Source organism: Streptomyces fuscichromogenes, from assembly GCF_014645815.1.
Taxonomy (GTDB): Bacteria; Actinomycetota; Actinomycetes; order Streptomycetales; family Streptomycetaceae; genus Streptomyces; species Streptomyces fuscichromogenes.
Genome location: NZ_BMML01000014.1, coordinates 151,297 through 175,980, shown reverse-complemented (window position 1 = coordinate 175,980; position 24,684 = coordinate 151,297). Strand labels below are relative to the sequence as shown.

26 protein-coding genes are annotated in these 24,684 nt (G+C 70.6%); 15 read left to right on the top strand and 11 right to left on the bottom strand.

What is annotated here, in order from left to right:
* Positions 1–42: 42 nt before the first annotated feature.
* Positions 43–1,707 (bottom strand): beta-N-acetylhexosaminidase, encoded by a 1,665-nt coding sequence (locus tag IEZ11_RS28675; RefSeq protein WP_189265800.1) that lies wholly within the window; start codon positions 1,705–1,707, stop codon positions 43–45.
* A 155-nt stretch (positions 1,708–1,862) separates the two neighbouring features.
* Between IEZ11_RS28675 and IEZ11_RS28670 the strand changes: the two genes are divergently transcribed.
* The 10 genes from IEZ11_RS28670 (at position 1,863) to IEZ11_RS28625 (ending at position 9,034) form a co-directional block, all read left to right on the top strand.
* Positions 1,863–2,411 (top strand): 2-oxo-4-hydroxy-4-carboxy-5-ureidoimidazoline decarboxylase, encoded by a 549-nt coding sequence (locus tag IEZ11_RS28670; protein ID WP_189265799.1) that lies wholly within the window; start codon positions 1,863–1,865, stop codon positions 2,409–2,411.
* A gap of 191 nt (positions 2,412–2,602) precedes the next feature.
* A complete protein-coding gene (gene sdhC / locus IEZ11_RS28665) occupies positions 2,603–2,983 on the top strand; it encodes a succinate dehydrogenase, cytochrome b556 subunit (RefSeq protein ID WP_071659649.1) in 381 nt (126 codons plus the stop codon).
* A gap of 5 nt (positions 2,984–2,988) precedes the next feature.
* Positions 2,989–3,471, top strand: a complete 483-nt coding sequence (locus IEZ11_RS28660) for a succinate dehydrogenase hydrophobic membrane anchor subunit (RefSeq protein ID WP_189265798.1) — start codon at positions 2,989–2,991, stop codon at positions 3,469–3,471.
* Positions 3,472–3,490: 19 nt separating this feature from the next.
* Complete coding sequence (sdhA, locus tag IEZ11_RS28655) at positions 3,491–5,245, top strand: succinate dehydrogenase flavoprotein subunit (RefSeq protein ID WP_189265797.1); 1,755 nt, start codon at positions 3,491–3,493, stop codon at positions 5,243–5,245.
* The gene (locus tag IEZ11_RS28650; RefSeq protein WP_189265796.1) at positions 5,245–6,009 is read left to right on the top strand and encodes a succinate dehydrogenase iron-sulfur subunit; all 765 of its coding nucleotides are present in this window, start codon (positions 5,245–5,247) and stop codon (positions 6,007–6,009) included. Before sdhA ends, IEZ11_RS28650 begins: the two co-directional genes overlap by 1 nt.
* 148 nt (positions 6,010–6,157) lie before the next feature.
* On the top strand, positions 6,158–6,568 hold the full coding sequence (locus tag IEZ11_RS28645; RefSeq protein ID WP_189265795.1) for a VOC family protein: 411 nt from the start codon (positions 6,158–6,160) through the stop codon (positions 6,566–6,568).
* A 94-nt stretch (positions 6,569–6,662) separates the two neighbouring features.
* Complete coding sequence (locus IEZ11_RS28640) at positions 6,663–7,070, top strand: hypothetical protein (protein ID WP_189265794.1); 408 nt, start codon at positions 6,663–6,665, stop codon at positions 7,068–7,070.
* Positions 7,067–7,561: a thiol-disulfide oxidoreductase DCC family protein gene (locus IEZ11_RS28635; RefSeq protein ID WP_189265793.1), complete on the top strand. Its 495-nt coding sequence runs from the start codon at positions 7,067–7,069 to the stop codon at positions 7,559–7,561. The genes IEZ11_RS28640 and IEZ11_RS28635 overlap by 4 nt, the downstream gene beginning before the upstream one ends.
* Positions 7,562–7,570: 9 nt before the next feature.
* Positions 7,571–8,317: a TetR family transcriptional regulator gene (locus IEZ11_RS28630; protein ID WP_189265792.1), complete on the top strand. Its 747-nt coding sequence runs from the start codon at positions 7,571–7,573 to the stop codon at positions 8,315–8,317.
* 90 nt (positions 8,318–8,407) lie between these two features.
* Positions 8,408–9,034, top strand: a complete 627-nt coding sequence (locus IEZ11_RS28625) for a Uma2 family endonuclease (protein ID WP_189265791.1) — start codon at positions 8,408–8,410, stop codon at positions 9,032–9,034.
* Here IEZ11_RS28625 and IEZ11_RS28620 read toward each other — a convergent pair.
* Entirely contained in the window at positions 9,027–11,435 is a 2,409-nt protein-coding gene (locus IEZ11_RS28620) for an MMPL family transporter (RefSeq protein WP_189265884.1), read from the bottom strand. The two genes, IEZ11_RS28625 and IEZ11_RS28620, sit on opposite strands and share 8 nt — an antisense overlap.
* A gap of 175 nt (positions 11,436–11,610) precedes the next feature.
* Between IEZ11_RS28620 and IEZ11_RS28615 the strand changes: the two genes are divergently transcribed.
* Positions 11,611–12,300 carry a response regulator transcription factor gene (locus tag IEZ11_RS28615; protein ID WP_189265790.1) on the top strand — a complete coding sequence of 230 codons (690 nt, stop codon included), beginning with the start codon at positions 11,611–11,613 and terminating at the stop codon, positions 12,298–12,300.
* Positions 12,297–13,730, top strand: a complete 1,434-nt coding sequence (locus tag IEZ11_RS28610) for a sensor histidine kinase (RefSeq protein ID WP_189265789.1) — start codon at positions 12,297–12,299, stop codon at positions 13,728–13,730. Before IEZ11_RS28615 ends, IEZ11_RS28610 begins: the two co-directional genes overlap by 4 nt.
* Before the next feature lie 131 nt (positions 13,731–13,861).
* Here IEZ11_RS28610 and IEZ11_RS28605 read toward each other — a convergent pair whose 3' ends face one another.
* The 3 genes from IEZ11_RS28605 to IEZ11_RS28595 form a co-directional block, all read right to left on the bottom strand.
* Entirely contained in the window at positions 13,862–14,263 is a 402-nt protein-coding gene (locus IEZ11_RS28605; RefSeq protein WP_189265788.1) for an ATP-binding protein, read from the bottom strand.
* Positions 14,264–14,321: 58 nt separating this feature from the next.
* Positions 14,322–15,878 (bottom strand): ABC transporter substrate-binding protein, encoded by a 1,557-nt coding sequence (locus IEZ11_RS28600; protein ID WP_189265787.1) that lies wholly within the window; start codon positions 15,876–15,878, stop codon positions 14,322–14,324.
* Between the two features lie 176 nt (positions 15,879–16,054).
* Entirely contained in the window at positions 16,055–16,294 is a 240-nt protein-coding gene (locus tag IEZ11_RS28595; RefSeq protein WP_189265786.1) for an SCO4848 family membrane protein, read from the bottom strand.
* A 91-nt stretch (positions 16,295–16,385) separates the two neighbouring features.
* Here IEZ11_RS28595 and IEZ11_RS28590 point away from each other — a divergent pair, with 91 nt between their 5' ends.
* On the top strand, positions 16,386–17,648 hold the full coding sequence (locus IEZ11_RS28590) for a D-alanyl-D-alanine carboxypeptidase family protein (protein ID WP_373294987.1): 1,263 nt from the start codon (positions 16,386–16,388) through the stop codon (positions 17,646–17,648).
* Here IEZ11_RS28590 and IEZ11_RS28585 read toward each other — a convergent pair.
* The 4 genes from IEZ11_RS28585 to IEZ11_RS28570 all read right to left on the bottom strand — a co-directional run bounded on the left by IEZ11_RS28585 (position 17,596) and on the right by IEZ11_RS28570 (position 20,435).
* A complete protein-coding gene (locus tag IEZ11_RS28585; protein WP_189265784.1) occupies positions 17,596–18,501 on the bottom strand; it encodes a YihY/virulence factor BrkB family protein in 906 nt (301 codons plus the stop codon). The two genes, IEZ11_RS28590 and IEZ11_RS28585, sit on opposite strands and share 53 nt — an antisense overlap.
* Complete coding sequence (locus tag IEZ11_RS28580) at positions 18,489–18,914, bottom strand: GtrA family protein (RefSeq protein WP_189265783.1); 426 nt, start codon at positions 18,912–18,914, stop codon at positions 18,489–18,491. Before IEZ11_RS28580 ends, IEZ11_RS28585 begins: the two co-directional genes overlap by 13 nt.
* Positions 18,911–19,870 carry a decaprenyl-phosphate phosphoribosyltransferase gene (locus IEZ11_RS28575; protein WP_189265883.1) on the bottom strand — a complete coding sequence of 320 codons (960 nt, stop codon included), beginning with the start codon at positions 19,868–19,870 and terminating at the stop codon, positions 18,911–18,913. The genes IEZ11_RS28580 and IEZ11_RS28575 overlap by 4 nt, the downstream gene beginning before the upstream one ends.
* A 64-nt stretch (positions 19,871–19,934) precedes the next feature.
* A complete protein-coding gene (locus IEZ11_RS28570; RefSeq protein WP_189265782.1) occupies positions 19,935–20,435 on the bottom strand; it encodes a phosphatase PAP2 family protein in 501 nt (166 codons plus the stop codon).
* A 150-nt stretch (positions 20,436–20,585) separates the two neighbouring features.
* Between IEZ11_RS28570 and dprE1 the strand changes: the two genes are divergently transcribed.
* Positions 20,586–21,977 carry a decaprenylphosphoryl-beta-D-ribose oxidase gene (gene dprE1, locus IEZ11_RS28565; protein WP_189265781.1) on the top strand — a complete coding sequence of 464 codons (1,392 nt, stop codon included), beginning with the start codon at positions 20,586–20,588 and terminating at the stop codon, positions 21,975–21,977.
* Between the two features lie 37 nt (positions 21,978–22,014).
* Positions 22,015–22,770 (top strand): decaprenylphospho-beta-D-erythro-pentofuranosid-2-ulose 2-reductase, encoded by a 756-nt coding sequence (dprE2, locus tag IEZ11_RS28560; protein WP_189265780.1) that lies wholly within the window; start codon positions 22,015–22,017, stop codon positions 22,768–22,770.
* Positions 22,771–22,825: 55 nt separating this feature from the next.
* On the opposite strand, the gene IEZ11_RS28555 is transcribed toward dprE2, so the two are convergent.
* Together IEZ11_RS28555 and trpS are read right to left on the bottom strand one after the other, a co-directional pair.
* Positions 22,826–23,404, bottom strand: coding sequence for a 2'-5' RNA ligase family protein (locus IEZ11_RS28555; RefSeq protein WP_189265779.1), 579 nt, complete (start codon positions 23,402–23,404; stop codon positions 22,826–22,828).
* Positions 23,405–23,534: 130 nt separating this feature from the next.
* Positions 23,535–24,548 (bottom strand): tryptophan--tRNA ligase, encoded by a 1,014-nt coding sequence (trpS, locus tag IEZ11_RS28550; protein WP_189265778.1) that lies wholly within the window; start codon positions 24,546–24,548, stop codon positions 23,535–23,537.
* Positions 24,549–24,684: the final 136 nt, after the last annotated feature.

Here is a 24,684-nt window from a genome sequence, read left to right as displayed (position 1 = left end):
ACATACGGCCCGTCACCGCCGTACGTCCACCGCGATCCGGGATCAGCCCAGTCTGTTCGCGAGGTTCCTGAAGTCCGTCCAGGACATCGCCGGGGTGCCCGGGTCCCACAGCTTCTGGATCGTGGCCCGCAGCGGCATCCGGATGCCGGCCGCCACCTGGTCCTGGGTCTGGGAGTCGGCGAGGTCGCACCAGACGGCGAAGGAGCCGCCGAGGACCTGGGGTTCGTACCGCGCGGCCACCGCGGTGGTGCCGCGCAGCACCCGCGGGCTCCACTGCTCGTAGATCCGCTGCCCGGTCGGGTAGACGAAGGTGTTGGGCTCGCCGAGGACGTAGTAGAGGTACTCGTCGTTGTAGTTGAGCACCTTGCGGCCCGCCCTCAGGTACTCCACGGGCTGCCGGGCGCCGTTCTCCTTGCCGGTCCAGTAGCCGACCTGGAGGTCCTCGGCCGGCTGCGCGGAGGTGCCGCGCAGGAAGCCGTCGTTCCAGGCCCGCATGGTCCGCTCGTGGGCGCGGACGGTGTCGGCGCGGGCGTCGAGCCAGCCGGTGGTGAGGTCGGCGACGGTGCCCGAGGCGCCGTACGCCTGCCGGGCGGCGGCCGCGAGCTGCGGGTAGGAGGTCTGCGGGTTCGCGACGGTCAGTGCCTGGTACTCGTCGCCGCCGAGGTTCCAGTAGGAGCCGGGGAACAGGTCGGCGTACTCGTTGAGCAGGTCGTCGACGAGCCTGGCCGAGGCGCTCCTGGAGATGTCGATGGCACCCCGGGTGGGCACGCCCTGCGCGTTGCGCAGCTGGAGCTCCGGGTGGGCGGCGAGGACCGCGCCGAGGTGTCCCGGCGAGTCGATCTCCGGCACGACCTGGATGTGCCGGGCGGCGGCGAGGGCGACGATCTCCTTGATCTGTGCCTTGGTCAGGTGGTCCCGGGAGACGATCTCGGGGTGGGTGTCGGACTCGATCCGGAAGCCCTGGTCGTCGGAGAAGTGCAGCCCGAGCTGGTTGTACTTCAGGTCGCCGAGTTCTCGTATCCGGGCCTCTATCCAGTCCGCGGTGAACGGCTTGCGCGCGATGTCCAGCATGAACCCGCGCTGCGGCTTGGCCGGCTGGTCGCGCACCACCCCCTCGGGGGCCGTACCGCCGCCGTGCACCTCCTGCTTCAGCGTCCGGGTGCCGTAGAAGACGCCCGCGTCACCGGGCCCGCTGATCCGCACCGAACCGCCGCGCACGGTCATGGTGTACGACTCCGGGTCCCCGCCGCCGCCGAGGTCGAGCCGCAGGTCGCCCGGCCTGACGTCGTCGTCCGCGGCTTTCTGCCCGGCGTACGTCAGCCCCAGCTCGCCCGCCGTCAGCCGTCCCTCGTCGATGAGCGCCGCGTTGCTCACCACGACCCGGCCGCCCGGCCGCGGGCGCCAGCCGGGGCCGCGGGCGGCGGTGTGCGAGCGGACGGCGGGGATGGTGCGGGGGGCCTGGGAGAGGGGGTAGCTGCGGGTCGGTGCGGGAGTGGGGGTCGTCGCCCCGGAACGCCCCGCGGACGAGGCCGTCCGCGGGCTGCCGGAGGGCTGCCGGGCCGCTCCGGTGCCGCTCCCGCCGCCCGAGGAGGCCCATACGCCGATGCCCGCGGCGAGCGCGACAGTCCCCGCGAAGGCCGCGGCGACCACCACCGCCCGCCTCCGCGCGTCCCGCCGTGTCGACGGCCTGCGCCTGTGCTGGCTCACGTCTACAACTTACGACGCACCCACCGCGCAACCGTCACCGACCCAATCCGAAACTCTCCCGTTCGGGTGAAATTCAGGCAACCGACGGACACGCCGTGAACGTCATCGATAACGTCAACGACACTTCTCTCACAGCATCCCCTGCCACACCGCACGTGACGCGAGGACCCACGCTGCCCGCCCACCGCCTGCCCCACCTCCCCACCCCGCTGGACGCCTTCAACGCCGCCCCCGACGACGAGGCCGACGCGCTGCTCCTGCACTGCCTGCACAGCCCGCGCTGGTCCCGCCGCATCGCGGACCACCGCCCCTACCCGGACGTGGAGTCCCTCCTGGCGGCGGCGGACGAGGCGACGTACGACCTGTCGCCGACGGACCTCGCCGAGGCGTTGGCGGGCGAGTGCCTGCCGCCGGTGCCGGACGGCACGTACTCCGCCGCCCACACCGCCCTCAGCGCGGCGAACGCGGCCTATGAGGCCCGCTTCGGACATGTCTTCGTCATCTACCTGGGCGACACACCACCCGCCGAGTCCCTGGACCGCGTCCTGGAGGGCATCCGGTCACGTTTGACAAACGATCCGGAGGAGGAACGGGTCATCGCGGCAGAGGAACTCCGGCGCCTTGCAGGCGGACGTCTGCTGCAACTCCTCAGGGGCGCGGAGAACTGCGCGACCAGCCCAAACACACCCGCACCCGGCAAATGACCGGACAACCCACCCCGGATGCCGCCCGGCTAACCCATCCGCGTGCCACTTTGATCACACCGGTAGGCCCGGCGTAAGCCCAGCGCGAGCGCATCGCTACGATGCTGGGGGCCGGTGGACCGTACCCGGCCGGGCCCGACCGACAGCACAAGCCGGCGCGGCCCCGATACCCCGCTCCCGGAGGGACTTCCGTGCCGGCTGGAACGCTGTACCGCGGCCGGGAAGGAATGTGGTCCTGGGTGGCTCACCGAGTCACCGGCGTCCTCATTTTCTTCTTCCTGTTCGTTCACGTGCTGGACACCGCTCTCGTCCGCGTCTCCCCCGAGGACTACGACAAGGTCGTAGCCACGTACAAGACGCCGATCGTCGCACTGCTGGAGTACGGCCTCGTGGCCGCCATCCTCTTCCACGCGCTCAACGGCCTGCGTGTCATCGCCGTCGACTTCTGGTCGAAGGGCCCGCGCTACCAGAAGCAGATGCTCTGGACGGTCGTCGGTGTCTGGGTCGTCCTGATGGCCGGGGCCGTTTACCCCGTTCTCGGCCACGCCGCTCGTGTCCTGTTCGGGAGCTGACGCAGATGTCGACCACTGAAACCCCCGCCGCCGGCGTCGGCCCCGTCGAGGGCGCCCCGCTCTTCGACGTGGACAACCCGGCGCCCCTCATCGAGGCCCCGCGCAAGCGCACCAAGAAGACCCCGCGATCCACCCGCGGCAACTTCGAGATGGCCGCGTGGCTGTTCATGCGCCTGTCCGGTGTCGTGCTGGTCGTCCTGGTCCTCGGCCACCTGCTGATCCAGCTGGTGCTCGACGGCGGCGTGTCGAAGATCGGCTTCGCGTTCGTGGCCGGCCGCTGGGCGAGCCCCTTCTGGCAGGTCTGGGACCTGCTGATGCTGTGGCTCGCGATGCTGCACGGCGCCAACGGCCTGCGCACGATCATCAACGACTACGCGGAGCGCGCGAACACCCGGCTGTGGCTCAAGGGCCTGCTCTACACGGCCACGGTGTTCACCATCCTGCTGGGCTCGCTGGTGATCTTCACCTTCGACCCGAACATCCGCTAGGCACGGGGCTGCGAGAATCATGAAGATCCACAAGTACGACACCGTCATCGTCGGCGCCGGTGGCGCGGGCATGCGCGCGGCCATCGAGTCCACGAAGCGCAGCCGCACCGCGGTCCTGACCAAGCTCTACCCCACCCGCTCCCACACGGGCGCCGCGCAGGGCGGTATGGCCGCCGCGCTCGCCAACGTGGAGGAGGACAACTGGGAGTGGCACACCTTCGACACGGTCAAGGGCGGTGACTACCTGGTCGACCAGGACGCCGCCGAGATCCTGGCGAAGGAGGCCATCGACGCCGTTCTCGACCTGGAGAAGATGGGCCTGCCGTTCAACCGGACGCCCAATGGCACCATCGACCAGCGCCGGTTCGGCGGTCACAGCCGCAACCACGGCGAGGCGCCGGTCCGCCGGTCCTGCTACGCGGCCGACCGCACCGGCCACATGATCCTCCAGACGCTGTACCAGAACTGCGTCAAGGAGGGCGTGGAGTTCTTCAACGAGTTCTACGTCCTGGACCAGCTGATCACCGAGGTCGACGGCGTCAGTAAGTCGTCCGGTGTGGTGGCGTACGAGCTGGCCACCGGCGAGATCCACATCTTCCAGGCGAAGGCCGTCATCTACGCCTCCGGCGGCACCGGCAAGTTCTTCAAGGTGACGTCCAACGCGCACACGCTGACGGGCGACGGCCAGGCGGCGGTCTACCGCCGTGGCCTGCCCCTGGAGGACATGGAGTTCTTCCAGTTCCACCCGACCGGCATCTGGCGCATGGGCATCCTGCTGACGGAGGGCGCCCGCGGTGAGGGCGGCATCCTCCGCAACAAGGACGGCGAGCGCTTCATGGAGAAGTACGCGCCGGTCATGAAGGACCTCGCGTCCCGTGACGTCGTGTCCCGCTCCATTTACACGGAGATCCGTGAGGGCCGCGGCTGCGGTCCCGAGGGCGACCACGTCTACCTCGACCTCACCCACCTCCCGCCGGAGCAGCTGGACGCGAAGCTCCCGGACATCACCGAGTTCGCGCGCACCTACCTGGGCATCGAGCCGTACACCGACCCGATCCCGATCCAGCCGACCGCGCACTACGCGATGGGCGGCATCCCGACCAACGTCGAGGGTGAGGTGCTGAGCGACAACACGACGGTCGTCCCGGGCCTGTACGCGGCCGGCGAGGTCGCCTGCGTCTCGGTCCACGGCGCCAACCGCCTCGGCACCAACTCGCTCCTGGACATCAACGTGTTCGGCCGCCGGGCGGGCATCGCGGCCGCCGAGTACGCGCACACCGTGGACTACGTCGAACTCCCGGAGAACCCGGCCGAGTTCGTCGTCTCCCAGATCGAGCAGCTGCGCACCTCGACGGGCAACGAGCGGGTCGCCACGCTCCGCAAGGAGCTGCAGGAGACCATGGACGCCAACGTCATGGTGTTCCGCACCGAGCAGACGATCAAGACGGCGGTCGAGAAGATCGCGGAGCTGCGCGAGCGCTACAAGAACGTCTCGATCCAGGACAAGGGGCGTCGCTTCAACACGGACCTCCTGGAGGCCATCGAGCTCGGCAACCTGCTCGACCTCGCCGAGGTCATGGCGGTATCGGCGCTGGCCCGCAAGGAGTCCCGCGGCGGTCACTACCGCGAGGACTACCCCAACCGCGACGACGTCAACTTCATGCGCCACACCATGGCGTACCGCGAGGTGGGCGACGACGGCACCGAGTCCATCCGTCTCGATTACAAGCCGGTCGTCCAGACCCGCTACCAGCCGATGGAGCGTAAGTACTGATGGCAACCCCCGTTCTGGACAAGGTGGAGGCGGAGGCCGCGGCCTCGGACCACCTGATCACGGTCACCTTCCGGATCCGCCGGTTCAACCCGGAGGTCTCCGCGGACGCCGTCTGGGAAGACTTCCAGCTGGAGATCGACCCGAAGGAGCGCGTCCTCGACGGCCTCCACAAGATCAAGTGGGACATCGACGGCACGCTGACCTTCCGCCGGTCCTGCGCCCACGGCATCTGCGGCTCGGACGCGATGCGGATCAACGGCAAGAACCGCCTTGCCTGCAAGACCCTCATCAAGGACATCAACCCCGCGAAGCCGATCACGGTCGAGCCCATCAAGGGCCTCACGGTCCTGAAGGACCTGGTCGTGGACATGGACCCGTTCTTCCAGGCGTACCGCGACGTCATGCCCTTCCTCATCACGAAGGACACGAACGAGCCCACCCGTGAGCGTCTCCAGTCGGCCGAGGACCGCGAGCGCTTCGACGACACCACGAAGTGCATCCTCTGCGCGGCCTGCACGTCCTCGTGCCCGGTCTTCTGGAACGACGGCCAGTACTTCGGCCCGGCCGCCATCGTCAACGCGCACCGCTTCATCTTCGACTCGCGTGACGAGGCCGGCGAGCAGCGCCTGGAGATCCTGAACGACCGCGACGGCGTCTGGCGCTGCCGTACGACGTTCAACTGCACGGACGCCTGCCCGCGCGGTATCGAGGTCACCAAGGCGATCCAGGAGGTCAAGCGGGCGCTGATCACGCGCCGCTTCTGACCGGACGCCACACCGGAAACCCCATGAGGGGCCGTTCTCTCCCAGCGACGGGAGGAACGGCCCCTCGTCGTTTGCCGGCCGGGGGCGGCTTCGCGGGGCCTTCCGCGTGTCGGCCGTCGGTGCGCGGGAGCGGTTCTAACCTGACGGTATGTCAGATGACGAGTCGTACGAACTGCTCGGGTTCGACAATGTGGTGATGCCCGTCGGGAGGCTCGCGGACGCCGTCGCCTTCTACGAGCGGGCCGGGTTCACGGTCGGGTTCCGGTTCGACGAGGGCGGCATCGCCCTGCTGAAGGTCGGCGGCGAGACCCCCGGGATCCTGCTGCGGACCGAGGAGGGGCTGGGGCACCGGCCGGCGGTGTGGGCCTCGCCGCGTGTGTGGCTGGAGGTGCCGGACGCGCGGGCCGCGGCCGAGCGGCTCAAGGAGGCCGGGATCGCCGTGCTCGACGAGCCGTTCTCCGTGGCCACCGGCTGGACCGTCGAGGTCGCCGACCCCTGGGGGAACATCCTCGGCCTCACGGACTACAGCAAGCGGCCGGAGCTGGCCCGGCGAGCGTGAACGGGGCCACTCGGCCATCGAGTTGAACGTGTTCAAAACAAGGTCTACAGTCATCCCTGTCAGCGTTTTGAACGCGTTCAAGAAGGGGTGGGGCATGGACCGTACCGTCATCGCCTACGTCATCTACCTGCTCGTCAGCATCGGCCTGACCGTCTGGGTGGCCCGCACGCTCAGCCGCAACGGGCGGATCTTCCTCTCCGACGTCCTGCACGGGAACGAGCAGCTCGCCGACGCCGTCAACCACCTCCTGGTGGTCGGCTTCTACCTCGTCAACCTCGGCTTCGTCGCGCTCTACCTGCACACCAGCGACACGATCGAGGACACCCGGGGCATCTTCGAGGCGCTGTCGTCCAAGCTCGGGGTGGTGCTGCTGGTGCTCGGTGTGATGCACCTCGGCAACGTCTACGTGCTCAACCGGATACGGCGGCGCGGAATCATGGAGAAGGAGCAGTTCCCGCCGGTCCCGCCGCAGGGCTGGACCGCACCGGCGGCCGGGGCATGAGCACCGTGACCGCGACCGCCGACCGGGGCGCCCAGCGCGTCCCGGTCCACGGGCTCACCGTCCTCTACGACGCGGAGTGCAGCCTCTGCACCCACCTGCGCGACTGGCTCGCCCGGCAGCCGCAGCTGGTACCGCTGGAGCTGGTCCCGGCGGGCTCGGCCGAGGCGCGGACCCGCTTCCCGGAGCTGGACCACTCGGCCACCTTCGAGGAGGTCACCGTCGTCGGCGACTCGGGGCAGGTCTACCGGGAGACCGCCGCCTGGATCGTCGTGCTGTGGGCGCTGCGGGAGCAGCGGCCGCTGGCGCACCGGCTGAGCACACCGGCCGGGGCCCGGCTGGCGCGGGGCGCGGTGCTCGCCGCCGCCCGCTGGCGGGGGGCGCAGTGGGGCGGGAAGGTGTACCGGCGGGAGGACGGATGGTCATATGACCCGGGGATCGGGTGGATCTACGACCCGCCGGGCTGTGACGGCGGCGTCTGCGCCACTCGTTAGGCTCTGTCCGTGTCCGCGAAGAACGACGGTCCTGTCGAGACCGGTGCCCAGAGCAGCAAGTCCGAGCAGACCCGTGCGCTGATCCTGGAGACGGCGATGCGGCTGTTCCGGGAACGCGGCTACGAGAAGACCACGATGCGGGCGATCGCCACCGAGGCCGGGGTCTCCGTCGGCAACGCCTACTACTACTTCGCCGGCAAGGAGCACCTGATCCAGGGCTTCTACGACCAGCTCGCCGCCGAGCACCGGGTGGCGGTCCGCGAGGTCCTGGAGCGGGAGACCGACCTGGAGGCGAGGCTCGCGGGGGTGCTCAAGGTGTGGCTGGACATCGCCTTGCCGTACCACGAGTTCGCGGTCCACTTCTTCAAGAACGCGGCCGACCCCGACAGCCCGCTCAGCCCCTTCTCCCCGGAGAGCGAGCACGCCCGCGAGGAGGCGATCCGCGTGCACCGCGAGGTGCTGGCCGGGGCGAAGACCAAGGTGGCGCCTGAACTGCGGGACGTGCTGCCGGAGTTGATGTGGCTCTCGCAGATGGGGCTGGTGCTGTACTGGATCTTCGACCGGACCGAGGGGCGCGAGCGCAGCTACCGGCTGGCCGAGCGGGGGGCCCGGCTGACCGCGCGGGGCGTGTCCCTCGCCCGGTTCCGGGTGCTGCGGCCGCTGGTCCTGGAGGTCCACGAGCTGTTCACGGACTTCCTGCCGGGGATGACGCGGGTGCTGCCGGATCCGGGGGGCAAGGGGCGGCGGGGCCAGTGATCACTTTCGGGTGAACGGCGTCGAACGGGACACCGAGGGTGCCGCGTGCCTACGATGATGCTCTCGACACCAGCCCATGGGAGGCACCTGATGTCCGCAGCAGCTGTCGAGTATCCCGAACGTCCGGCGAGCAAGAGTCGCCCCATGACGCTCACCGAAGCTGCTGACATGTTCGGGGACCGGATGCCGGGCTACCGCGTCGAGATCATCGGAGGCCAGCTCCTCGTGACCCCACCGCCAGACGGCCCCCACGGGGAGGTCCTCACTGACTTGATGGTTCCGTTCCTCGCAGCGGGCCTGCACGGCAAGCAGTCCAAGGTGATTCAGGGCATCGGGCTGTCGCTCCCGGAGGGACCGGAGGATTACGCGATCCCGGATCTCTCGCTGGTCGACTCCGACTACGTTGATCACCGTACCGAGAACGGCTGCTACGACCCCGCGTGCTTCCGCCTGGTCCTGGAGGTCACCTCCAACAACTACCAGCAGGATCTGCGGACCAAGGTGGCTGTCTATGCCAAGGCGATGATCCCCGTCTACGTCATCGTCGACCGCAAGCACAAGCGCCTCCACGTACTCACCGACCTCACCGAGGACGCCTATGCGACTCATCGCGTCCACGCCCCCGGCGAGATCGTTTCTCTGCCCGACCTCATCGGCGCCACAGTCAGCCTGGACGTCGGGCAGATCTTGGAGGTGGGGAACCCGACGCCTAATTGACCGCGTCCACCTCACCCTCGGCAAGCTCCACGTCGTACACCACCGGCCCCTCCCCCACCGTCACCTGCCGGGCCTTCGAGCCGTACGACGGTGACGTGACCGACAGCAGGTACGCGCCCGGCGCTGGGACCGAGACGATGTAGGAGCCGTCCGCCAGGGACGTCACGCGGTCCAGTTGGCGGCCGCCCTTGGACATCAGGGCCACCGTCGCCGCCTCCACCGGGTCGCCGTCCGCCGTGCGGACGAAGCCGTGGATCGCCGTGGCCGGGCCGGTGGGCTCACCGGGCTCCGGGGCCGCCGTCTCCTGCGGTTCCACCGCGAGATGCGGAAGCCGCTTGTCCAGCCAGGCCGGCAGCCACCAGTTGGAGTTGCCCAGCAGGTGCATCGCCGCCGGGACCAGGGCCGTACGCAGGATGAAGGCGTCCAGGGCGACCGCGGCCGCAAGACCGACGCCCGCCATCGCCGCGCCCGAGTCGCCGCTGAGGACGAAGGCCAGGAAGACGCAGACCATGATCAGGGCGGCGCTGTTGATGACGCGGCTGGTCTCCGCCAGACCGACGCGGACCGCCCGTGCGTTGTCCCTCGTGTGCACCCACTCCTCGTGCATCCGGCTCACCAGGAACACCTGGTAGTCCATGGAGAGGCCGAAGAGCAGGGAGAGCATGATGACCGGGAGGAAGGCGTTGATCGGGCCCTCCTTGCCGAGGCCCAGCAGGTCCAGGCCCCAGCCCCACTGGAAGACCGCGACCAGCACGCCGAAGGAGGACGCCGCCGCGATCAGGTTCATCAGGGCGGCCGTCAGCGGGACGACCAGGGAGCGGAAGGCGAGCAGGAGCAGCAGGAAGCCCAGGGTGATGATCGTCGCGATGAACAGGGGCAGCCGGTCGCCGGTGACGGAGGCGAAGTCCTTGGAGACCGCCGTCACGCCGCCGACATGGGCCTGGACGCCGGCCTTCGGGATCACCCGGTCGCGGATCGTGTCGATGAGGTCGTCCGTCTCCTTGGACTGCGGGGAGGTGGTGGGGACCACCTGGATGACCGTGACGCCCTGGGACGGGGGCAGTTCGGCGACCTGGGCGACGCCCGGCGTCGACCGCAGGCCCTGGACCAGCTTCGCCGTGTCGCCGCCGACGCCGACCACCTGGAGGGGGCCGTTGAAGCCGGGACCGAAGCCCTCGGCGAGCAGGTCGTAGGCCTTCCTGGTGGTCGTGGACGCGTCGTCGTTGCCCTGGTCGGTGGCGCCGAGGCGGAGCGAGAGGACCGGGATGGCCAGCACGGCCATGACGACCACCGCGAGCGCGGCGATGCGGCGCGGGCGCTTCTGCACGTTCGCCGACCAGCGGGCCGCCAGGCCGCTCGCCTTCTCCGGTTCGGGGCCCTCGGCGGCCAGCCGGCGGCGCTGGCGGCGGCTGAGGACGCGCGGGCCGAGGAAGCCGAGCAGGGCCGGGAGGAGGGTGGTGGCCGCGAGGACGCTGAGCACGACCGTGAGGGACGTGCCGACGACCACGCCGTCCAGGAAGTGCAGCCGTGTGACCAGCATGCCGGCCAGGGCGATGCAGACCGTGCCGCCCGCGAACAGCACCGCCCGGCCCGAGGTGTTGAGGGCGGTGACCGCCGACTCCTCGGGATCCATGCCGCGCAGGATGCCCTTGCGGTGCCGGGTGACGATGAACAGGGCGTAGTCGATGCCGACGCCGAGGCCGATCAGGGAGGCCAGCAGCGGGGCGATGTCGGGGATGTCGACGGCGTGGCTGATCAGCTGGGTGGAGAACAGGCCCATGCCGACCCCGAAGACGGCGATCGCGATCGGAAGGGTCATGGCGAAGAAGGAGCCGAAGGCGAGGAAGAGCACGACGGCGGCCGCGACGATGCCGACCATCTCGGAGAGGCCCTGCGGCGGCTCCTGGACGCGCTGGATGGCCTGGCCGCCCAACTCCACCTGGAGACCGCTGCGTTCGGCGGCCTGCGCGGTGTCGAGGACCTTCTGCACCTGCTCCTTGGGTATCTCGTTCGCCCGCTTGGTGAAGGTCAGCTGGGCGTAGGCGATCGTGCCGTCCTTGCTGATCTGCCCCGCGCCCCGGGTGCCCGCGTAGGGGCTGGTGACCGCGCCCACGCCGGGCAGCTTCGCGATCGTGTCGAGGGCCGGCTGGATCCGGTCCTGGACCGCCTGGTCCCGCACCGAGCCGCTGTCGGTCTTCCACACCACGGTGTCCGTGTCACCGGAGGTGTTCGGGAAGGCCTTCTCCATCAGGTCGTACGCGCTCTTGGAGTCCGTGTCGGGGAGGGAGAACACGTTCGCGTAGTTCGTGCCCGCCGCCGAGGCCGAGAAGCCCACGCCGAGGAGTGCCCCCACCCATACCAACAGGACCACCAGCCGGTGCCGATAGCACCACCGTGCCAATGCCGTCACGCTCAACAGCTCCTTGTCGTAGATCACTTCGGTCGGTCGGTCCCCCAGGTCCTGGGCACCAGGATCGGCAGCGGGCCGCACGCCGGGACACCGGGCGCGCATGACTCTCAAGGAACTCCAAAGCTGCGCGCCCCCGGCCGTCGGCGGCGGCGCCGATACTGGGGGCATGACGGCTCCAGGCAGCACCGTGCTGATCGTGGAGGACGAGCCCAGCATCGCGGACGTCCTCGCCATCGCCCTGCGCTACCACCGGTTCGAGGTGATGACGGCCGGTACGGTCCGGGACGCCCTCGCGCTGGCCGAGCGCACCCGGCCGGACGCGGCCCTGCTCGACGTGATGCTGCCGGACGGCGACGGGCGGGCGCTGGGGCGGGAGCTGCGTGCCCGGCGGCCGGACCTGGCGCTGGTGTTCCTGACCGCCCGGGACGCGCCCGCCGAGATAGTCGGGGCGCTCGGCTACGGTGACGACTACATCACCAAGCCGTTCAACATCGACGAGGTGGTCGCCCGGATCGGCGCCGTGCTGCGCCGCACCCGCCCGGCGGACGTCATCCAGCAGCGCCCGCCGCTGTGCTACGGCGACCTGGAGCTGGACGAGACGACGTACTCGGTGCACCGCGCCGGCCGCACCGTCGAGCTGACCCCGACCGAGTACGCGCTGCTGCGCTTCCTGGTCCGCAACGGCGGCCGGATCGTGCCGAAGGAGCAACTGCTCAAACACGTCTGGCAGTACGAGCACATACCGTCCGAGTCGACCGTCGTGGAGACCTACATCAGCTATCTGCGGCGCAAGCTCGACGCCCTGGGAGCCCCGGTGATCACCACCCGGCGGGGCGTCGGATACGGCCTGACATGAGCCTCGGCAAGCGCCGGCACCGGCACGGTCTGCACTCGCTGCGCGGCAAGCTCACTCTCGCCAACGTGGGGCTGCTCGCCGTCGGCATCGTGGTGGCGACCACCGTGAGCATCATGGGCATGCGGCTGTACCTGCTCGACCAGGTGGACTCCGAGCTGCTCAAGATGCGTACCTCGCTGGGGAGTTCGGGGCTGACGCTGCGGCAGGTCGACTCGCTGAGCGCACTCGGTGTGATCCGCGACCGGATCGTCCCCACCGAGTCCGACCCGGCACCGGACTCGATCTTCACGGTCATCGACGCCCGGGGCGACGCGATCTCCGTCTTCGACATGAGGCCGACCGAGGCCCAGCGCGCCCTCGCGGCCGCCGTGCCCGACCCGCGCGCCCTCGCCGCCGCGCCCGCCCCGCACGACGTCGACGTGCACGGGTCGTCCTACCGGGTGACGGCGACCCGGCTCGCCGACGGCCCCTACATCCTGCTGGCCACCTCGACCGAGCTGCTGCACCAGGGCATAGCCAAGGCGCTCCGGCTCGACTTCGCGGTCGGCACGCTGCTGCTCGCGCTGCTGTGCTGTCTGACCATGTACAGCGTGCGGCAACGGCTGCTGCCGCTGGAGGACATGGTGGAGACGTCGTCGGCGATCGCCGAGGGCGACCTGACCCGTCGGGTGCCCTCCAGCCAGCACCCGACGGAGGAGGTCGAACAGCTGCGGCTCGCCCTCAACTCGATGCTGCACCAGGTGGAGACGGCCTACCGGACCCGCGAGCACAGCGCGGCCCAGCTGCGCCGGTTCGTCGGCGACGCCTCGCACGAGCTGCGCACCCCGCTCGCCGCCATCCGCGGCTATCTCCAGCTGTACGAGAAGGGGATGCTGAGCGAGCCCGGGGAACGGCGCCGGGCCTGGGGCCGGATGCAGGGGGAGGTCGACCGGATGGGCCGACTGGTGGACGAGCTGCTGCTGCTCGCCCGGCTCGACCAGCGGCCGGAGATCCGGTTCCGGAACGTCGACGTGAGCCGGCTGGTACGGGACGCGGCGGAGGACCTGCGGGCGCAGCAGCCCGGCCGGCCGGTGGCCGTCAGCGCCGACGGGGCGGTGCTGGTGCGCGCGGACGAGTCGGGGCTGCGGCAGGTGCTGGGGAACCTGATGGCCAACGTGCGGGTCCACACGCCGTGCGACGCCACCGTGCGGTTGGGGGTGGAGCGGGTGGACGGGGTGGTGCGGGTGTGGGTGGCCGACGAGGGGCCGGGGCTGAAGGAGGAGGACGCGGGGCGGATCTTCGACCGGTTCTTCCGGGTGGGGAGCGGGGAGGGGAGCGGGCTGGGGATGGCGATCGTGCAGGGGGTGGTGGAGGCGCACGGGGGTGAGGTGTCCGTGCGGACGGCGCCCGGGGAGGGGCTGGCGGTGACGGTGACATTGCGTTGCGGCTGAGTTTCGGGCGCGGGTGCGTGGGGGCTGGTCGCGCAGTTCCCCGCGCCCCTAAAGGGGCGCACTGCAACGCCCTTCTTTTAGGGGCGCGGGGAACTGCGCGACCAGCCACGACGGCGCCGCAGCCGCAATACCTACAGGTCGACCGAGATCAAGGCCCACACGGTCTTGCCGTGGGATCCCCTGCTCCACACTCCCCAGGCCGCCGCGATCGTCTCCACCAGGTGCAGGCCCCGGCCCGTCTCGTCGTCCTCGCGCACGATCCGCGGTCTGGGCTCGGCGCGGCCCTCGTCCGAGACCTCCAGCAGGCAGGAGCCGTCCGCCAGGGCGGTGACCGCCACCTCGAACTCCCGCTCCCGCAGGGGGCCGTGCCGGACGACGTTGGTGGCGAGTTCGGAGACGAGGAGCAGGGCGTCGCCGACCGCCGGGGTGTCCGGGCCGTGGCCCCAGGCGGCCAGGTGGTCCCGGACCCGGTGCCGGGCCAGGCCGACGGACGCCGGGTGCCTGGGCAGCCGGAAGGCGTTGCGTCTCAGCACGTCTGCTCCTCACCCGGCGCCCGCCCGCGTCACGTGGGGTGCGCCGGGTGTCAGCCCGTCAGATCCAGTTCAGGCTCCACAGGCGGAAGATGCCCGTGCTGTCCGTGAGGTACTGGGCCCCGCCCACGTCCTCGCTGCTGAGGACGTAGTCCGTGCGCTGCCACAGCGGGATCAGCGGGACGTCGTCCGCCACGTCCGTCTGTACGTTGCGGAAGTCCTGGTCGGCCTGGCTGCGGTCGGCGTAGCGCTGGCTGTCCTGGAGGAGGTGGTCGACGATCTTGTTGCTGTAGCCGGTGCTCATCACGGAGTCGCTGCCGACCAGGGAGGCGCCGAAGGTGTCCGGGTCGGGATAGTCTGCGACCCAGCCGACCGCCCAGGCGTCCATCTTCCCCTCGGCCCAGGACTTCTGGAAGTCGGTCCACTCGTAGCCCTTGACGTCGACCTTGAACAGGCCGCCCGCCTCCAGCTGCTTCTTCAGCGCGGCGGCCTCCTCGGCTCCCGCGCCGTGGCCGATGCCGTACCCGAAGGAGAACGTGACGGGGGTGCTGATGCCGGCCTCCGTCAGGAGCGCCTTCGCCTTGGCGACGCTCTGGGTCGGGTAGGTGTCGAAGAAGGAGGTGGTGTGGCCGGTGAGGCCGGTCGGGATCAGCGAGTACAGCGGTTCCACCGTGCCGTCGTACACGGTCGAGGCCAGTTGCTCGCGGTCGACCAGCCAGGCGAGGGCCCGGCGGACCAGCACGTCGTGCAGGGGCGAGCTCTTGCGGGTGTTCAGGTACAGGTTGCGGGTCTCGGAGCTGTCCGACTCCAGGACCCGCTGGTCGGGGTCGCTCGGCGAGAGCTTGGAGACCATGGCGGGCGGCAGCGTCCGGGTCGCCACGTCGATCTGCTTGGCCTTGTACGCGGCGGCGAGCTTGGCCGAGTCGGCGTAGTAGCGCAGTTCGACGGGGCGGCCGGTGCCGCTCAGCCCGCCCTGGTAGCTGCTGTTGGGCTGCAGACTCGCCTGCTTGTCCTTCGTGTACGACGTCAGGGTGTACGGGCCGGTGCCGTCGACCGCGTTGTCGGTGCGCAGCTTGTCCGCGGGGTACCTGTCCTTGTCGACGATCGCGCCGGCGCCGGTGGCCAGCTTGAACGGGAACGTCGCGTCCGGGGACGACAGGTGGAAGGTGACGGTCCGGCCGGAGGCGGTCACCGAGGCGAGCGTCGAGAGCAGCGAGGCCGGGCCGACATCCGAGTTGATCTTCTTGACCCGGTCGAAGGAGTACTTCACGTCCTCGGCGGTCATCGCCCGGCCGCTCGGGAAGCTGATCCCGTCGCGCACCACACAGCGGTACGTCCGCAGACCCGAGTCGGTGAACTTGCAGCTCTGGGCGGCGTCCGGGACCGGCTGGACACCTCCGGGCTCGAAGGTCATCAGTGTCTGGAAGACGTTGTTGAACAGCGCCCAGGAACCGGCGTCGTAGGCACCGGCCGGGTCGAGCGAGGTGACGGCGTCGGTCGTGCCGACGGTGATCGTCCTGCCCTTGTTCTCCTGCGACGGCAGCAACTGCCAGCCACCGATTCCCACGACCGCCAGAACGACCAGTGTCACGAGAATCCGCATGCGAACAGATCGCATGGTTGGTGCCCTCCCCAAATGTCACTCCCCTAAGTGACGCGGCTCACCTAACCACAGGTGTTTCTCGTGGGGGAAGAGTGATCCGACTAGATGAGGAAGAACTTACCGAGGGCTTGTTTCCCCCGGATTTCACAGCTTTTCCACAGGGGGCCGCCGTGCCGCTCCCCGTGGCGTCGCTATGACGTACGGCGCAGCGCGCGCACTCCGCGCAACCCGATGACCCCGATGACCGTCCCCAATACGAAGGACACGACGGCCAGGGTCAGGTGGATCCAGAAGTACGCCGTGGGGTGGCCGTCGTCGAAGGCGAGCCCGCTGCCGTCCTTGACGAGGTTCTTGACGAAAGTGATCCAGATGAACCAGCTCCACACCCCGAACACGAGCAGGAACCAGGAGACCCGACGGCTGAGCTTCATGGGTTCAGTATCTCCGGGCGGTGTCCGGTTCCGGTTCCGGGGTGGGGTCGGTGACGGGACTTCGGTGTCCGGGGCAGGTACGTTCTCGTCCGTGCCCGCTCCGAAGCCCAAGGCCAGCCGTGTGCTGCTGGTCACCTCCGCCGCCCTGCTGTCCCTGTCGCTCACCGCGCCGGCCGCGCTCGCCGCGCCGACCCCCTCGGCCACTCCGTCGGCCACTCCCCCGGCGGACATGTCGACGGTCGGCGGTACCCGGCTGGGGCAGCCCGGTACCCAGGTGAACCCGGCCGCCGGGGTGCCGGTGCTGCCGAAGGACGTCACGGCGCGTTCCTGGATCGTCTCCGACGCCGAGTCGGGCGAGGTGCTCGCCGCGCACAACGCGCACTGGCGGCTGCCCCCGGCGAGCACCCTGAAGATGCTGTTCGCGGACACCGTGCTGCCCCGGTTCCCGAGGTCGACCCCGCACAAGGTGGTGCCGGCCGACCTCGCGGGCATCGGCGCCGGCTCCAGCATGGTCGGGATAAAGGAGGGCCAGACCTACACGGTCCACGACCTCTGGCTCGGCGTGTTCCTGCGCTCCGGCAACGACGCCGTGCATGTGCTGTCCGCGATGAACGGCGGGGTCGAGCAGACCGTCCGGGACATGCAGCAGCACGCGGACGAACTCCAGGCGCTGGACACCCATGTGGTGAGTCCGGACGGGTACGACCAGCCGGGGCAGGTGTCGTCGGCGTACGACCTGTCGCTGTTCGCGCGTTCCGGGCTGCAGAAGAAGGACTTCCGGGAGTACTGCTCGACCGTGCGGGCCGCGTTCCCCGGCGACACGGCGAAGAACGCGAAGGGCAAGGCGGTCCGTGGGACCTTCGAGATCCAGAACACCAACCGGCTGCTGAGCGGTGACACCGACGTCCCGGTGTACCAGGGCATCGCGGGCGTGAAGAACGGCAACACCACCAACGCGGGTGCCACCTTCACCGGGGTCGCCGAGCGGAACGGCCGGGTGCTGCTGGTCACCGCGATGAACCCGGAGAAGAAGGAGCACAACGAGGTCTACAAGGAGACCGCCAAGCTGTTCGACTGGGGCTTCCAGGCGGCCGGGAAGGTGACGCCGGTGGGTGAGCTGGTGCCGCCCAAGGGGGCCGTGGGCACCAGTCCCGAGCCGCGGGCCACCGCCGTCGGGAAGGACGCCGGCGTGAGCTCGAAGCCGGTGGCCGCCGCCTCCGCCCAGGGCTCCGGCGGGGTCGGGATCGCGCTGGCGATCGCGGGCGGCGCACTGGTGCTGCTGACCGGCGCCGCGTTCCTGGTCAACCGCCGTTGGCCGCTGCCGGATCTGGTGCGCCGGCGGCCTCGTCCCTGAACTCGGCGGTGGTCTCCTCCGCCGTCCAGGCGGCGCAGAACAGGACGATCCTGGCGGTGAAGTTGATCCACAGCAGCAGGGCCACCGGGACGCCGAACGCGCCGTACATGCTCTTCCCGGCGACGCCCTGGATGTAGCCGCTGAGCAGCAGTTTGAGGAGTTCGAAGCCGACCGCGCCGATCAGGGCCGCGACCAGCAGGCGGCGGCGCGACGGTTCCACGCCGGGCAGCAGGGTGAGGACGTAGAGCAGGAGCAGGAAGTCGGCCGTCACGGCGACGGCGAACGCGGCGGTACGGAGCAGGATGCTGCCCCAGCTGTGTTCGGCGATGCCGAGCTGCCGGGATGTCCAGCCGACCGCCGCCGAGGCGATGGTGGACACGGCGAACGTGACGAGCACCGCGCCGCCGAAGCCGACCAGGATCACGCTGTCCTTGGCCTTGGCGAGGATCGGGTTCTGGTCCTTGTCGGCCAGCTGCCACACCGCGCGCAGGCAGTCCCGCATCTGGCCGACCCAGTTGATGCCGGTGAACAGCAGGACGGCACCGGCGATCAGGCCGACCGTGCCGGCGTTCTGCACCAGGGAGTGGATGTCCAGCTGGTCGGAGATGCCGGGCACCTGGTCGGCGATCTTCTTCTGGATGTCCTGCTGCCGGGACTCGCTCAGCGTGGCGGCCCCGATCGCGGCGCCCACGGTCAGCAGCGGGAAGAGCGAGATGAAGCTGATGAAGGTCATGGCGGCGGCCAGCCGGGACCACTTCACCCGGTCGAGCCGCTCGTACGACCGCCACGCGTGCGTCGTCATGAGCCGGCCCACGAGGGGGCCGACCACGGGGAGTTTTCTCAGCCAGTCCATGATCCGACTCTGCCCTGTGCGCGGAACACCAATGTACGGGTACCCCAGAAGCGCAGGACGGTGGCCAGCGCCATGCCGACGACCGCTCCGGAGACGGTGTCGGCGCGCTGGGAGGTGAGCCCGAGTCCGTAGTGGCTGACGGCGAGGCAGACCAGCTGGACCAGGGCGCCGGCGAGGTTCACCGCGACGAAGACGGCGTAGGGGCGCACCCCGGTCGCCCGCGCGTGCCGGTAGGTGCCGCAGGCGTTGCCGAGGTAGGCGACCGTGCAGCCGGCCACGAAGGACAGGGACTTGGCGGTGAGCGGGTCGAGGGCGGCCGGGCCGCGCAGCCAGCTGAAGAGGCCGAGGTCGGCGGTGTAGGCGAGCAGGCCGACGGCCGCGAAGCCGATCAGTTCGCGCTGGTGCGCGGTCACCAGTGGGCCACCGCGAGGCCGTACATCGCCAGCCAGGCCAGGCCGATCAGGGCGAGGGCGCGGTCGCCCAGGACGACGTCCTCGGGTTCGCCTGCGGTGCCGCGGTCGGCGAAGACGGCGTACCGCAGGATCGCCAGGATGAAGGCGACCATGGACAGCTGGCGCCAGGGCAGCAGGCCGGCGGCGGGCCCGCGGTGGCCCTCCAGGGCCCACAGGCAGTAGGCGAGGACGGCGACTCCGGCGGCCAGCTGCCAGACGAAGCGAAGGTAGCCGGTGGTGTACTCGGTGAGCAGCGCGCGGGTGGCGCCGGCCTTCCCGGCCATCTGCACGGCCTCGGAGTAGCGCTTGGCCGACACCATGAAGAGCGCGCCGAAGCCGGTGGTGATCAGGAACCAGCGGGACAGCGGGATGCCGAGGGCGACCCCGCCGATCATCGCCCGCATCAGGAAGCCGGTGGTGACGACGACGAGGTCGACGACCAGGACGTGCTTCAGGGCGACGCAGTAGGCCAGTTGCATGCCCAGGTAGGCGATCAGCAGGGCCGGGACCAGGGGTGGGGTCAGCCGGGCCGCGAGCAGCGGGGCCAGGACCGCCAGGACGCCTCCCGCGGTGTAGGCGACGGGGACCGGGACCTGCCCGGCGGCGACCGGGCGGCGGCACTTGACGGGGTGGGCGCGGTCGGCCCCGGCGTCCCGGGCGTCGTTGATCAGGTAGACGGCGGCCGCGCAGGCCGTGAAGAGGGCGAAGGTGAGGGCGAGGCGGGCGAGGGCGTGCCCGGAGAACAGCTGGCCGGCGGCGGCCGGAGCGGCGATGACCAGGGTGTTCTTGACCCACTGCTTGGGTCGGGTGGTCTTCAGCAGGCCGAGGAGTACGCCGTGGAGGGTGACGGGGGCCCGGGGTGGTGCGGACGGCCGCGCGGGGTGGGCGCGCTGCTCATGCAGAGTCGTTTCAGCAATGCCCTCGGCCGGCCCCTGCGCCGGTGTCGTCCCGGCGACGCCCCCGGCGGCGGCGTGCGCGGTCTCAGTCACGCCCGCCTCCGCTCATCCAGCGCGCCCCGGCGCGGGCCGTGAGCGCGCCCAGGGCCGCGCCCGCCGCCACGTCCGTCGGGAAGTGCACGCCGACGACCAGCCGGGACAGGCACATGGCGGCCGCGAGGGGAGCGAGGGCGGGCACGCCGAGCGCCCCGAAGGCGACGGCGGCGGCCGTGGCGGAGGTGGCGTGCGAGCTGGGGAAGGAGTGCCGGCCCGCGGTGCGCATCCGGGGCCGGACATGTGCGGGGCGCGCCCGGCGGACGACCCGTTTGACGCCCATACTGCCCAGGTGCGCACCCGCGACCAGCGCCGTGCCGCGCAACCAGGCGCCGCGCCGCGCGCCGTCCACGGCGGCCCCGGCGAGGCCCGCCGCGAGCCAGAGCGCGCCGTGCTCACCGGCGAGGGAGAGACCGCGCGCGGCCGACGCGACGCGTGGATCGGCGCCGCAGGCGTGCAGTGCGGAGAGGATCCGGTGGTCCATGTCGTCCATTGGACTCACTGTTCACCTTCACCCCGCCAAAGCTACGACCATATTGAGCGACATTCCGATAATCACCCGTTTCGAGGAGTCGGGTGATCTTCCGTTACCAACCCCTCATTGCTCGCATCACACCCATACGACAGCGATACGGTCGTCCTCATGCCTGGAAAGCCTGAAGGGCCCGCAGGTCCCGCCGCGCCCGAGACCACCGTCTCCGTCACCGGCTGGGGCCGCACCGCCCCCACCGCCGCCCGCCTGATCCGTCCCCGGACCTACCAGGAGGCGGCGAACGCGATCCGGAGCTGCGGGGCGCGCGGCGGTATCGCGCGGGGGCTCGGACGGGCCTACGGCGACGCGGCGCAGAACGCCGGCGGAGCCGTGCTCGACATGACGGGCCTCGACCGCATCCATGCCATCGACGCCGACGGCGGCACCCTGCTGTGCGACGCCGGGGTCTCGTTGCACCGCCTGATGGAGGTGCTGCTGCCGCTCGGCTGGTTCGTCCCGGTGACCCCGGGGACCCGCCAGGTGACGGTGGGCGGCGCGATCGGCGCCGACATCCACGGCAAGAACCACCATGTCTCGGGATCGTTCTCCCGTCACGTGCTGTCCTTCGAACTCCTCACCGCCGACGGCCAGGTCCGTACGGTGAGCCGCGGCACCCCGCTGTTCGACGCGACGGCCGGCGGCATGGGTCTGACCGGAGTGATCCTCACGGCGACCGTCCGCCTCCTCCCCGTCGAGACGTCGTACATGCGCGTCGACACCGAACGCGCCACCGACCTCGACGACCTGATGGCCCGGCTGACCGCCACCGACCACCGCTACCGCTACTCGGTCGCCTGGATCGACCTGCTCGCGCGCGGGGCGGCGACCGGGCGCGCGGTGCTCACCCGCGGCGACCACGCGCCCCTGGAGGCGCTCGGCAAGGCCACCCGCGCCGGGCGCGCGCCCCTCGCCTTCCGCCCCCGCACCCTCCCGGCCGCGCCCGGCTTCGTCCCCGACGGCCTGCTGGGCCGCGCCACCGTGGGCCTCTTCAACGAACTCTGGTACCGCAAGGCACCCCGCGCCCGGGTCGGCCAGCTCCAGCGCATCGCCACGTTCTTCCACCCCCTGGACGGCGTTCCGCACTGGAACCGCGTCTACGGCCGGGCCGGCTTCGTGCAGTACCAGTTCGTCGTCGGGCACGGCCAGGAGGCCGCCCTGCGCCGGATCGTGGGCCGGATCGCCGAGCACCGCTGCCCGTCCTTCCTGGCCGTCCTCAAACGCTTCGGCGACGCCGACCCCGGCTGGCTCTCCTTCCCCGTGCCCGGCTGGACCCTCGCCCTGGACATCCCCGCCGCGCTGCCCGGCCTCGCCGGCTTCCTCGACGAACTGGACGAGGAGGTCGCGGGTGCCGGCGGCCGCGTCTACCTCGCCAAGGACGCCCGGCTCCGCCCCGAACTGCTGGCCGCGATGTACCCCCGCCTCGACGACTTCCGTTCCCTGCGGGCCGAGTTGGACCCACGCGGGGTCTTCGTCTCCGACCTGTCCCGCCGTCTCGGTCTCTAGACCTCCGCCAGACCTCCGCCAGCCCTCAGGAGTCGCCGTGAAGGACGCTTTCGGAATGCCCCAGTCCCTGCTCGTCCTCGGCGGTACGTCGGAGATCGCGCTGGCCACCGCGCGCCGGCTGATCGCCCGCCGCACCCGTACGGTCTGGCTGGCGGGCCGCCCCTCCCCCGCCCTCGAACAGGCCGCCGGGCAACTGCGCGCCCTCGGCCCGGACGTGCACACCGTCCCCTTCGACGCGCTCGACCCCGAGTCCCACGAGGCGGCGCTCGGCAAGGTCTTCGCCAACGGCGACGTCGACCTGGTGCTGCTCGCCTTCGGCATCCTCGGCGACCAGGCGACCGACGAACGCGAACCGGTGAACGCCGTGCGCGTCGCCCAGACCAACTACACCGGCGCCGTCTCGGCGGGCCTGGTCAGCGCACGGGCCTTGCAGGCGCAGGGCCACGGCTCGCTGGTGGTCCTCTCCTCGGTCGCCGGGGAGCGGGCCCGCCGCTCCAACTTCATCTACGGTTCCAGCAAGGCGGGCCTGGACGCCTTCACCCAGGGCCTGGGCGACGCCCTGCACGGGACGGGCGTGCACGTGATGGTCGTCCGGCCGGGGTTCGTGCGGTCGAAGATGACACAGGGTCTGGAGGAGGCACCGCTCGCCACGACCCCGGAGGCGGTCGCGACGGCCATCGAGGTGGGCCTGCGCAGGCGCTCGGAGGTGGTGTGGGTGCCGGGCGCGCTGCGGGTGGTGATGTCGGCGCTACGGCACGCGCCGCGGGGTCTGTTTCGGAGACTTCCGATCTGAAGCGCCCCGTGAGGGGCGCGAGGAACTGCGCGACCAGCCACGAACCACCCGCGGGCTACCGACTCGCGATGCTCCCCCGCTCCGCATGCCCCACCTGAGGCGGCACAACGGCCCCGCCGAACACGTACTCCCGCAGCTTCCGCCACACCCCGTCGAGCCCCTGCTCGTGCAGAGCGAACCCCGTGCAGGGCCACTCGGCCTCGAAGTCCGCCAGCTCGGCGAACGCCCGGTCCATCGCCGCCTCGTCGATCCCGTGGGCGACCGTCACATGCGGGTGGTACGGGAACTGCAGCTCCCGCTCCAGTGGCCCCGACGCGTCCCGCACCCGCTGCTGCAGCCAGGCGCAGCCGTCCGCTCCCTCGACCACCCGGACGTACACCACCGGCGACAACGGCCGGAACGTACCGGTCCCGCACAGCCGCATCGGAAACGGCCGCCCCACCGCGGCGACCTCGCTCAGGTGGGCCTCCACCGCGGCCAGCGCCGCCGAGTCGATCTCCGTCGGCGGCAGCAGGGTCACGTGTGTCGGAATGCCGTGGGCCGCGGCGTCGCCGAAGCCCGCGCGCCGCTCCTGGAGCAGGCTGCCGTGAGGCTCCGGGACCGCGATCGACACGCCGATCGTTACGGTCCCCACGTCGTCTCCCGTCGGTCGTGGTGGGCGGACGCATGTCGGGTTCGTACCCGGGCGTCCGGCTATCGACTGTACGGCCACGGCCGCCTCCCGGGCAGCCGCGGCCGAAGTGATGTGCAGCGCTTCGCTTCGCTCAGTGCTTGGCGGGCAGGAAGCCGACCCTGTCGTAGGCCTGGGCCAGGGTCTCGGCCGCGACCGCACGGGCCTTCTCGGCGCCCTTGGCCAGGATCGAGTCGAGGGTCTCCGAGTCGTCCAGGTACTGCTGGGTGCGCTCCCGGAACGGGGTGACGAAGTCGACCATGATGTCGGCGAGGTCCGTCTTGAGCGCGCCGTACATCTTGCCCTCGTACTCCTGCTCCAGCTCGGCGATCGACCTGCCGGTGAGGGTGGAGTGGATGGTGAGGAGGTTGGAGACGCCCGGCTTGCCCGCGGCGTCGTAGCGGATCACGGTCTCCGTGTCGGTGACCGCGCTCCTGACCTTCTTCGCGGTCGCCTTCGGGTCGTCGAGGAGGTTGATGAGACCCTTCGGCGTGGACGCCGACTTGCTCATCTTGATCGACGGGTCCTGGAGGTCGTAGATCTTCGCCGTCTCCTTGAGGATGTACGGCTTCGGGATGGTGAAGGTCTCGCCGAAGCGGCCGTTGAAACGCTCGGCGAGGTCGCGGGTGAGCTCGACGTGCTGGCGCTGGTCCTCGCCGACCGGCACCTCGTTGGCCTGGTAGAGCAGGATGTCGGCGACCTGGAGGATCGGGTACGTGAACAGGCCGACGCTCGCGCGGTCCGTGCCCTGCTTGGCCGCCTTGTCCTTGAACTGGGTCATCCGGCTGGCCTCGCCGAAGCCGGTGAGGCAGTTCATGACCCAGGCGAGCTGGGCGTGCTCGGGGACATGGCTCTGCACGAACAGGGTGCAGCGGTCCGGGTCCAGGCCGGCCGCGAGCAGCTGGGCGGTGGCGAGCCGGGTGTTGGCGCGCAGGTCGGCGGGGTCCTGCGGGACCGTGATCGCGTGCAGGTCCACGACCATGTAGAAGGCGTCGTGGGACTCCTGGAGCGCTACCCACTGGCGGACGGCGCCGAGGTAGTTGCCCAGGTGGAACGAGCCGGCGGTGGGCTGGATGCCGGAGAGCACGCGGGGTCGGTCAGAGGCCATGTTCACCATTCTCTCAGAGGGCGAGGGTGGGAATGGCCCGGCGGTGAGGGGTGGTTTCGGAGCGCGGGGACTGCGGGCCCGGTGGGGGCTTGTCGCGCAGTTCCCCGCGCCCCTGACGGGGCGCTGCCCCTCGCGG

Excerpts from the sequence above, each read along its gene's own strand:
- IEZ11_RS28645 (WP_189265795.1), top strand. The coding sequence starts at position 6,158 with ATGTCAGATGACGAGTCGTACGAACTGCTCGGGTTCGACAATGTGGTG.
- IEZ11_RS28595 (WP_189265786.1), bottom strand. The coding sequence starts at position 16,294 with ATGAAGCTCAGCCGTCGGGTCTCCTGGTTCCTGCTCGTGTTCGGGGTG.
- IEZ11_RS28635 (WP_189265793.1), top strand. The coding sequence starts at position 7,067 with ATGAGCACCGTGACCGCGACCGCCGACCGGGGCGCCCAGCGCGTCCCG.
- IEZ11_RS28640 (WP_189265794.1), top strand. The coding sequence starts at position 6,663 with ATGGACCGTACCGTCATCGCCTACGTCATCTACCTGCTCGTCAGCATC.
- IEZ11_RS28600 (WP_189265787.1), bottom strand. The coding sequence starts at position 15,878 with ATGCGATCTGTTCGCATGCGGATTCTCGTGACACTGGTCGTTCTGGCG.
- IEZ11_RS28615 (WP_189265790.1), top strand. The coding sequence starts at position 11,611 with ATGACGGCTCCAGGCAGCACCGTGCTGATCGTGGAGGACGAGCCCAGC.
- IEZ11_RS28650 (WP_189265796.1), top strand. The coding sequence starts at position 5,245 with ATGGCAACCCCCGTTCTGGACAAGGTGGAGGCGGAGGCCGCGGCCTCG.
- IEZ11_RS28585 (WP_189265784.1), bottom strand. The coding sequence starts at position 18,501 with ATGGACTGGCTGAGAAAACTCCCCGTGGTCGGCCCCCTCGTGGGCCGG.
- sdhA (WP_189265797.1), top strand. The coding sequence starts at position 3,491 with ATGAAGATCCACAAGTACGACACCGTCATCGTCGGCGCCGGTGGCGCG.
- IEZ11_RS28570 (WP_189265782.1), bottom strand. The coding sequence starts at position 20,435 with ATGGACGACATGGACCACCGGATCCTCTCCGCACTGCACGCCTGCGGC.
- IEZ11_RS28610 (WP_189265789.1), top strand. The coding sequence starts at position 12,297 with ATGAGCCTCGGCAAGCGCCGGCACCGGCACGGTCTGCACTCGCTGCGC.
- trpS (WP_189265778.1), bottom strand. The coding sequence starts at position 24,548 with ATGGCCTCTGACCGACCCCGCGTGCTCTCCGGCATCCAGCCCACCGCC.
- dprE1 (WP_189265781.1), top strand. The coding sequence starts at position 20,586 with ATGCCTGGAAAGCCTGAAGGGCCCGCAGGTCCCGCCGCGCCCGAGACC.
- IEZ11_RS28660 (WP_189265798.1), top strand. The coding sequence starts at position 2,989 with ATGTCGACCACTGAAACCCCCGCCGCCGGCGTCGGCCCCGTCGAGGGC.
- IEZ11_RS28625 (WP_189265791.1), top strand. The coding sequence starts at position 8,408 with ATGTCCGCAGCAGCTGTCGAGTATCCCGAACGTCCGGCGAGCAAGAGT.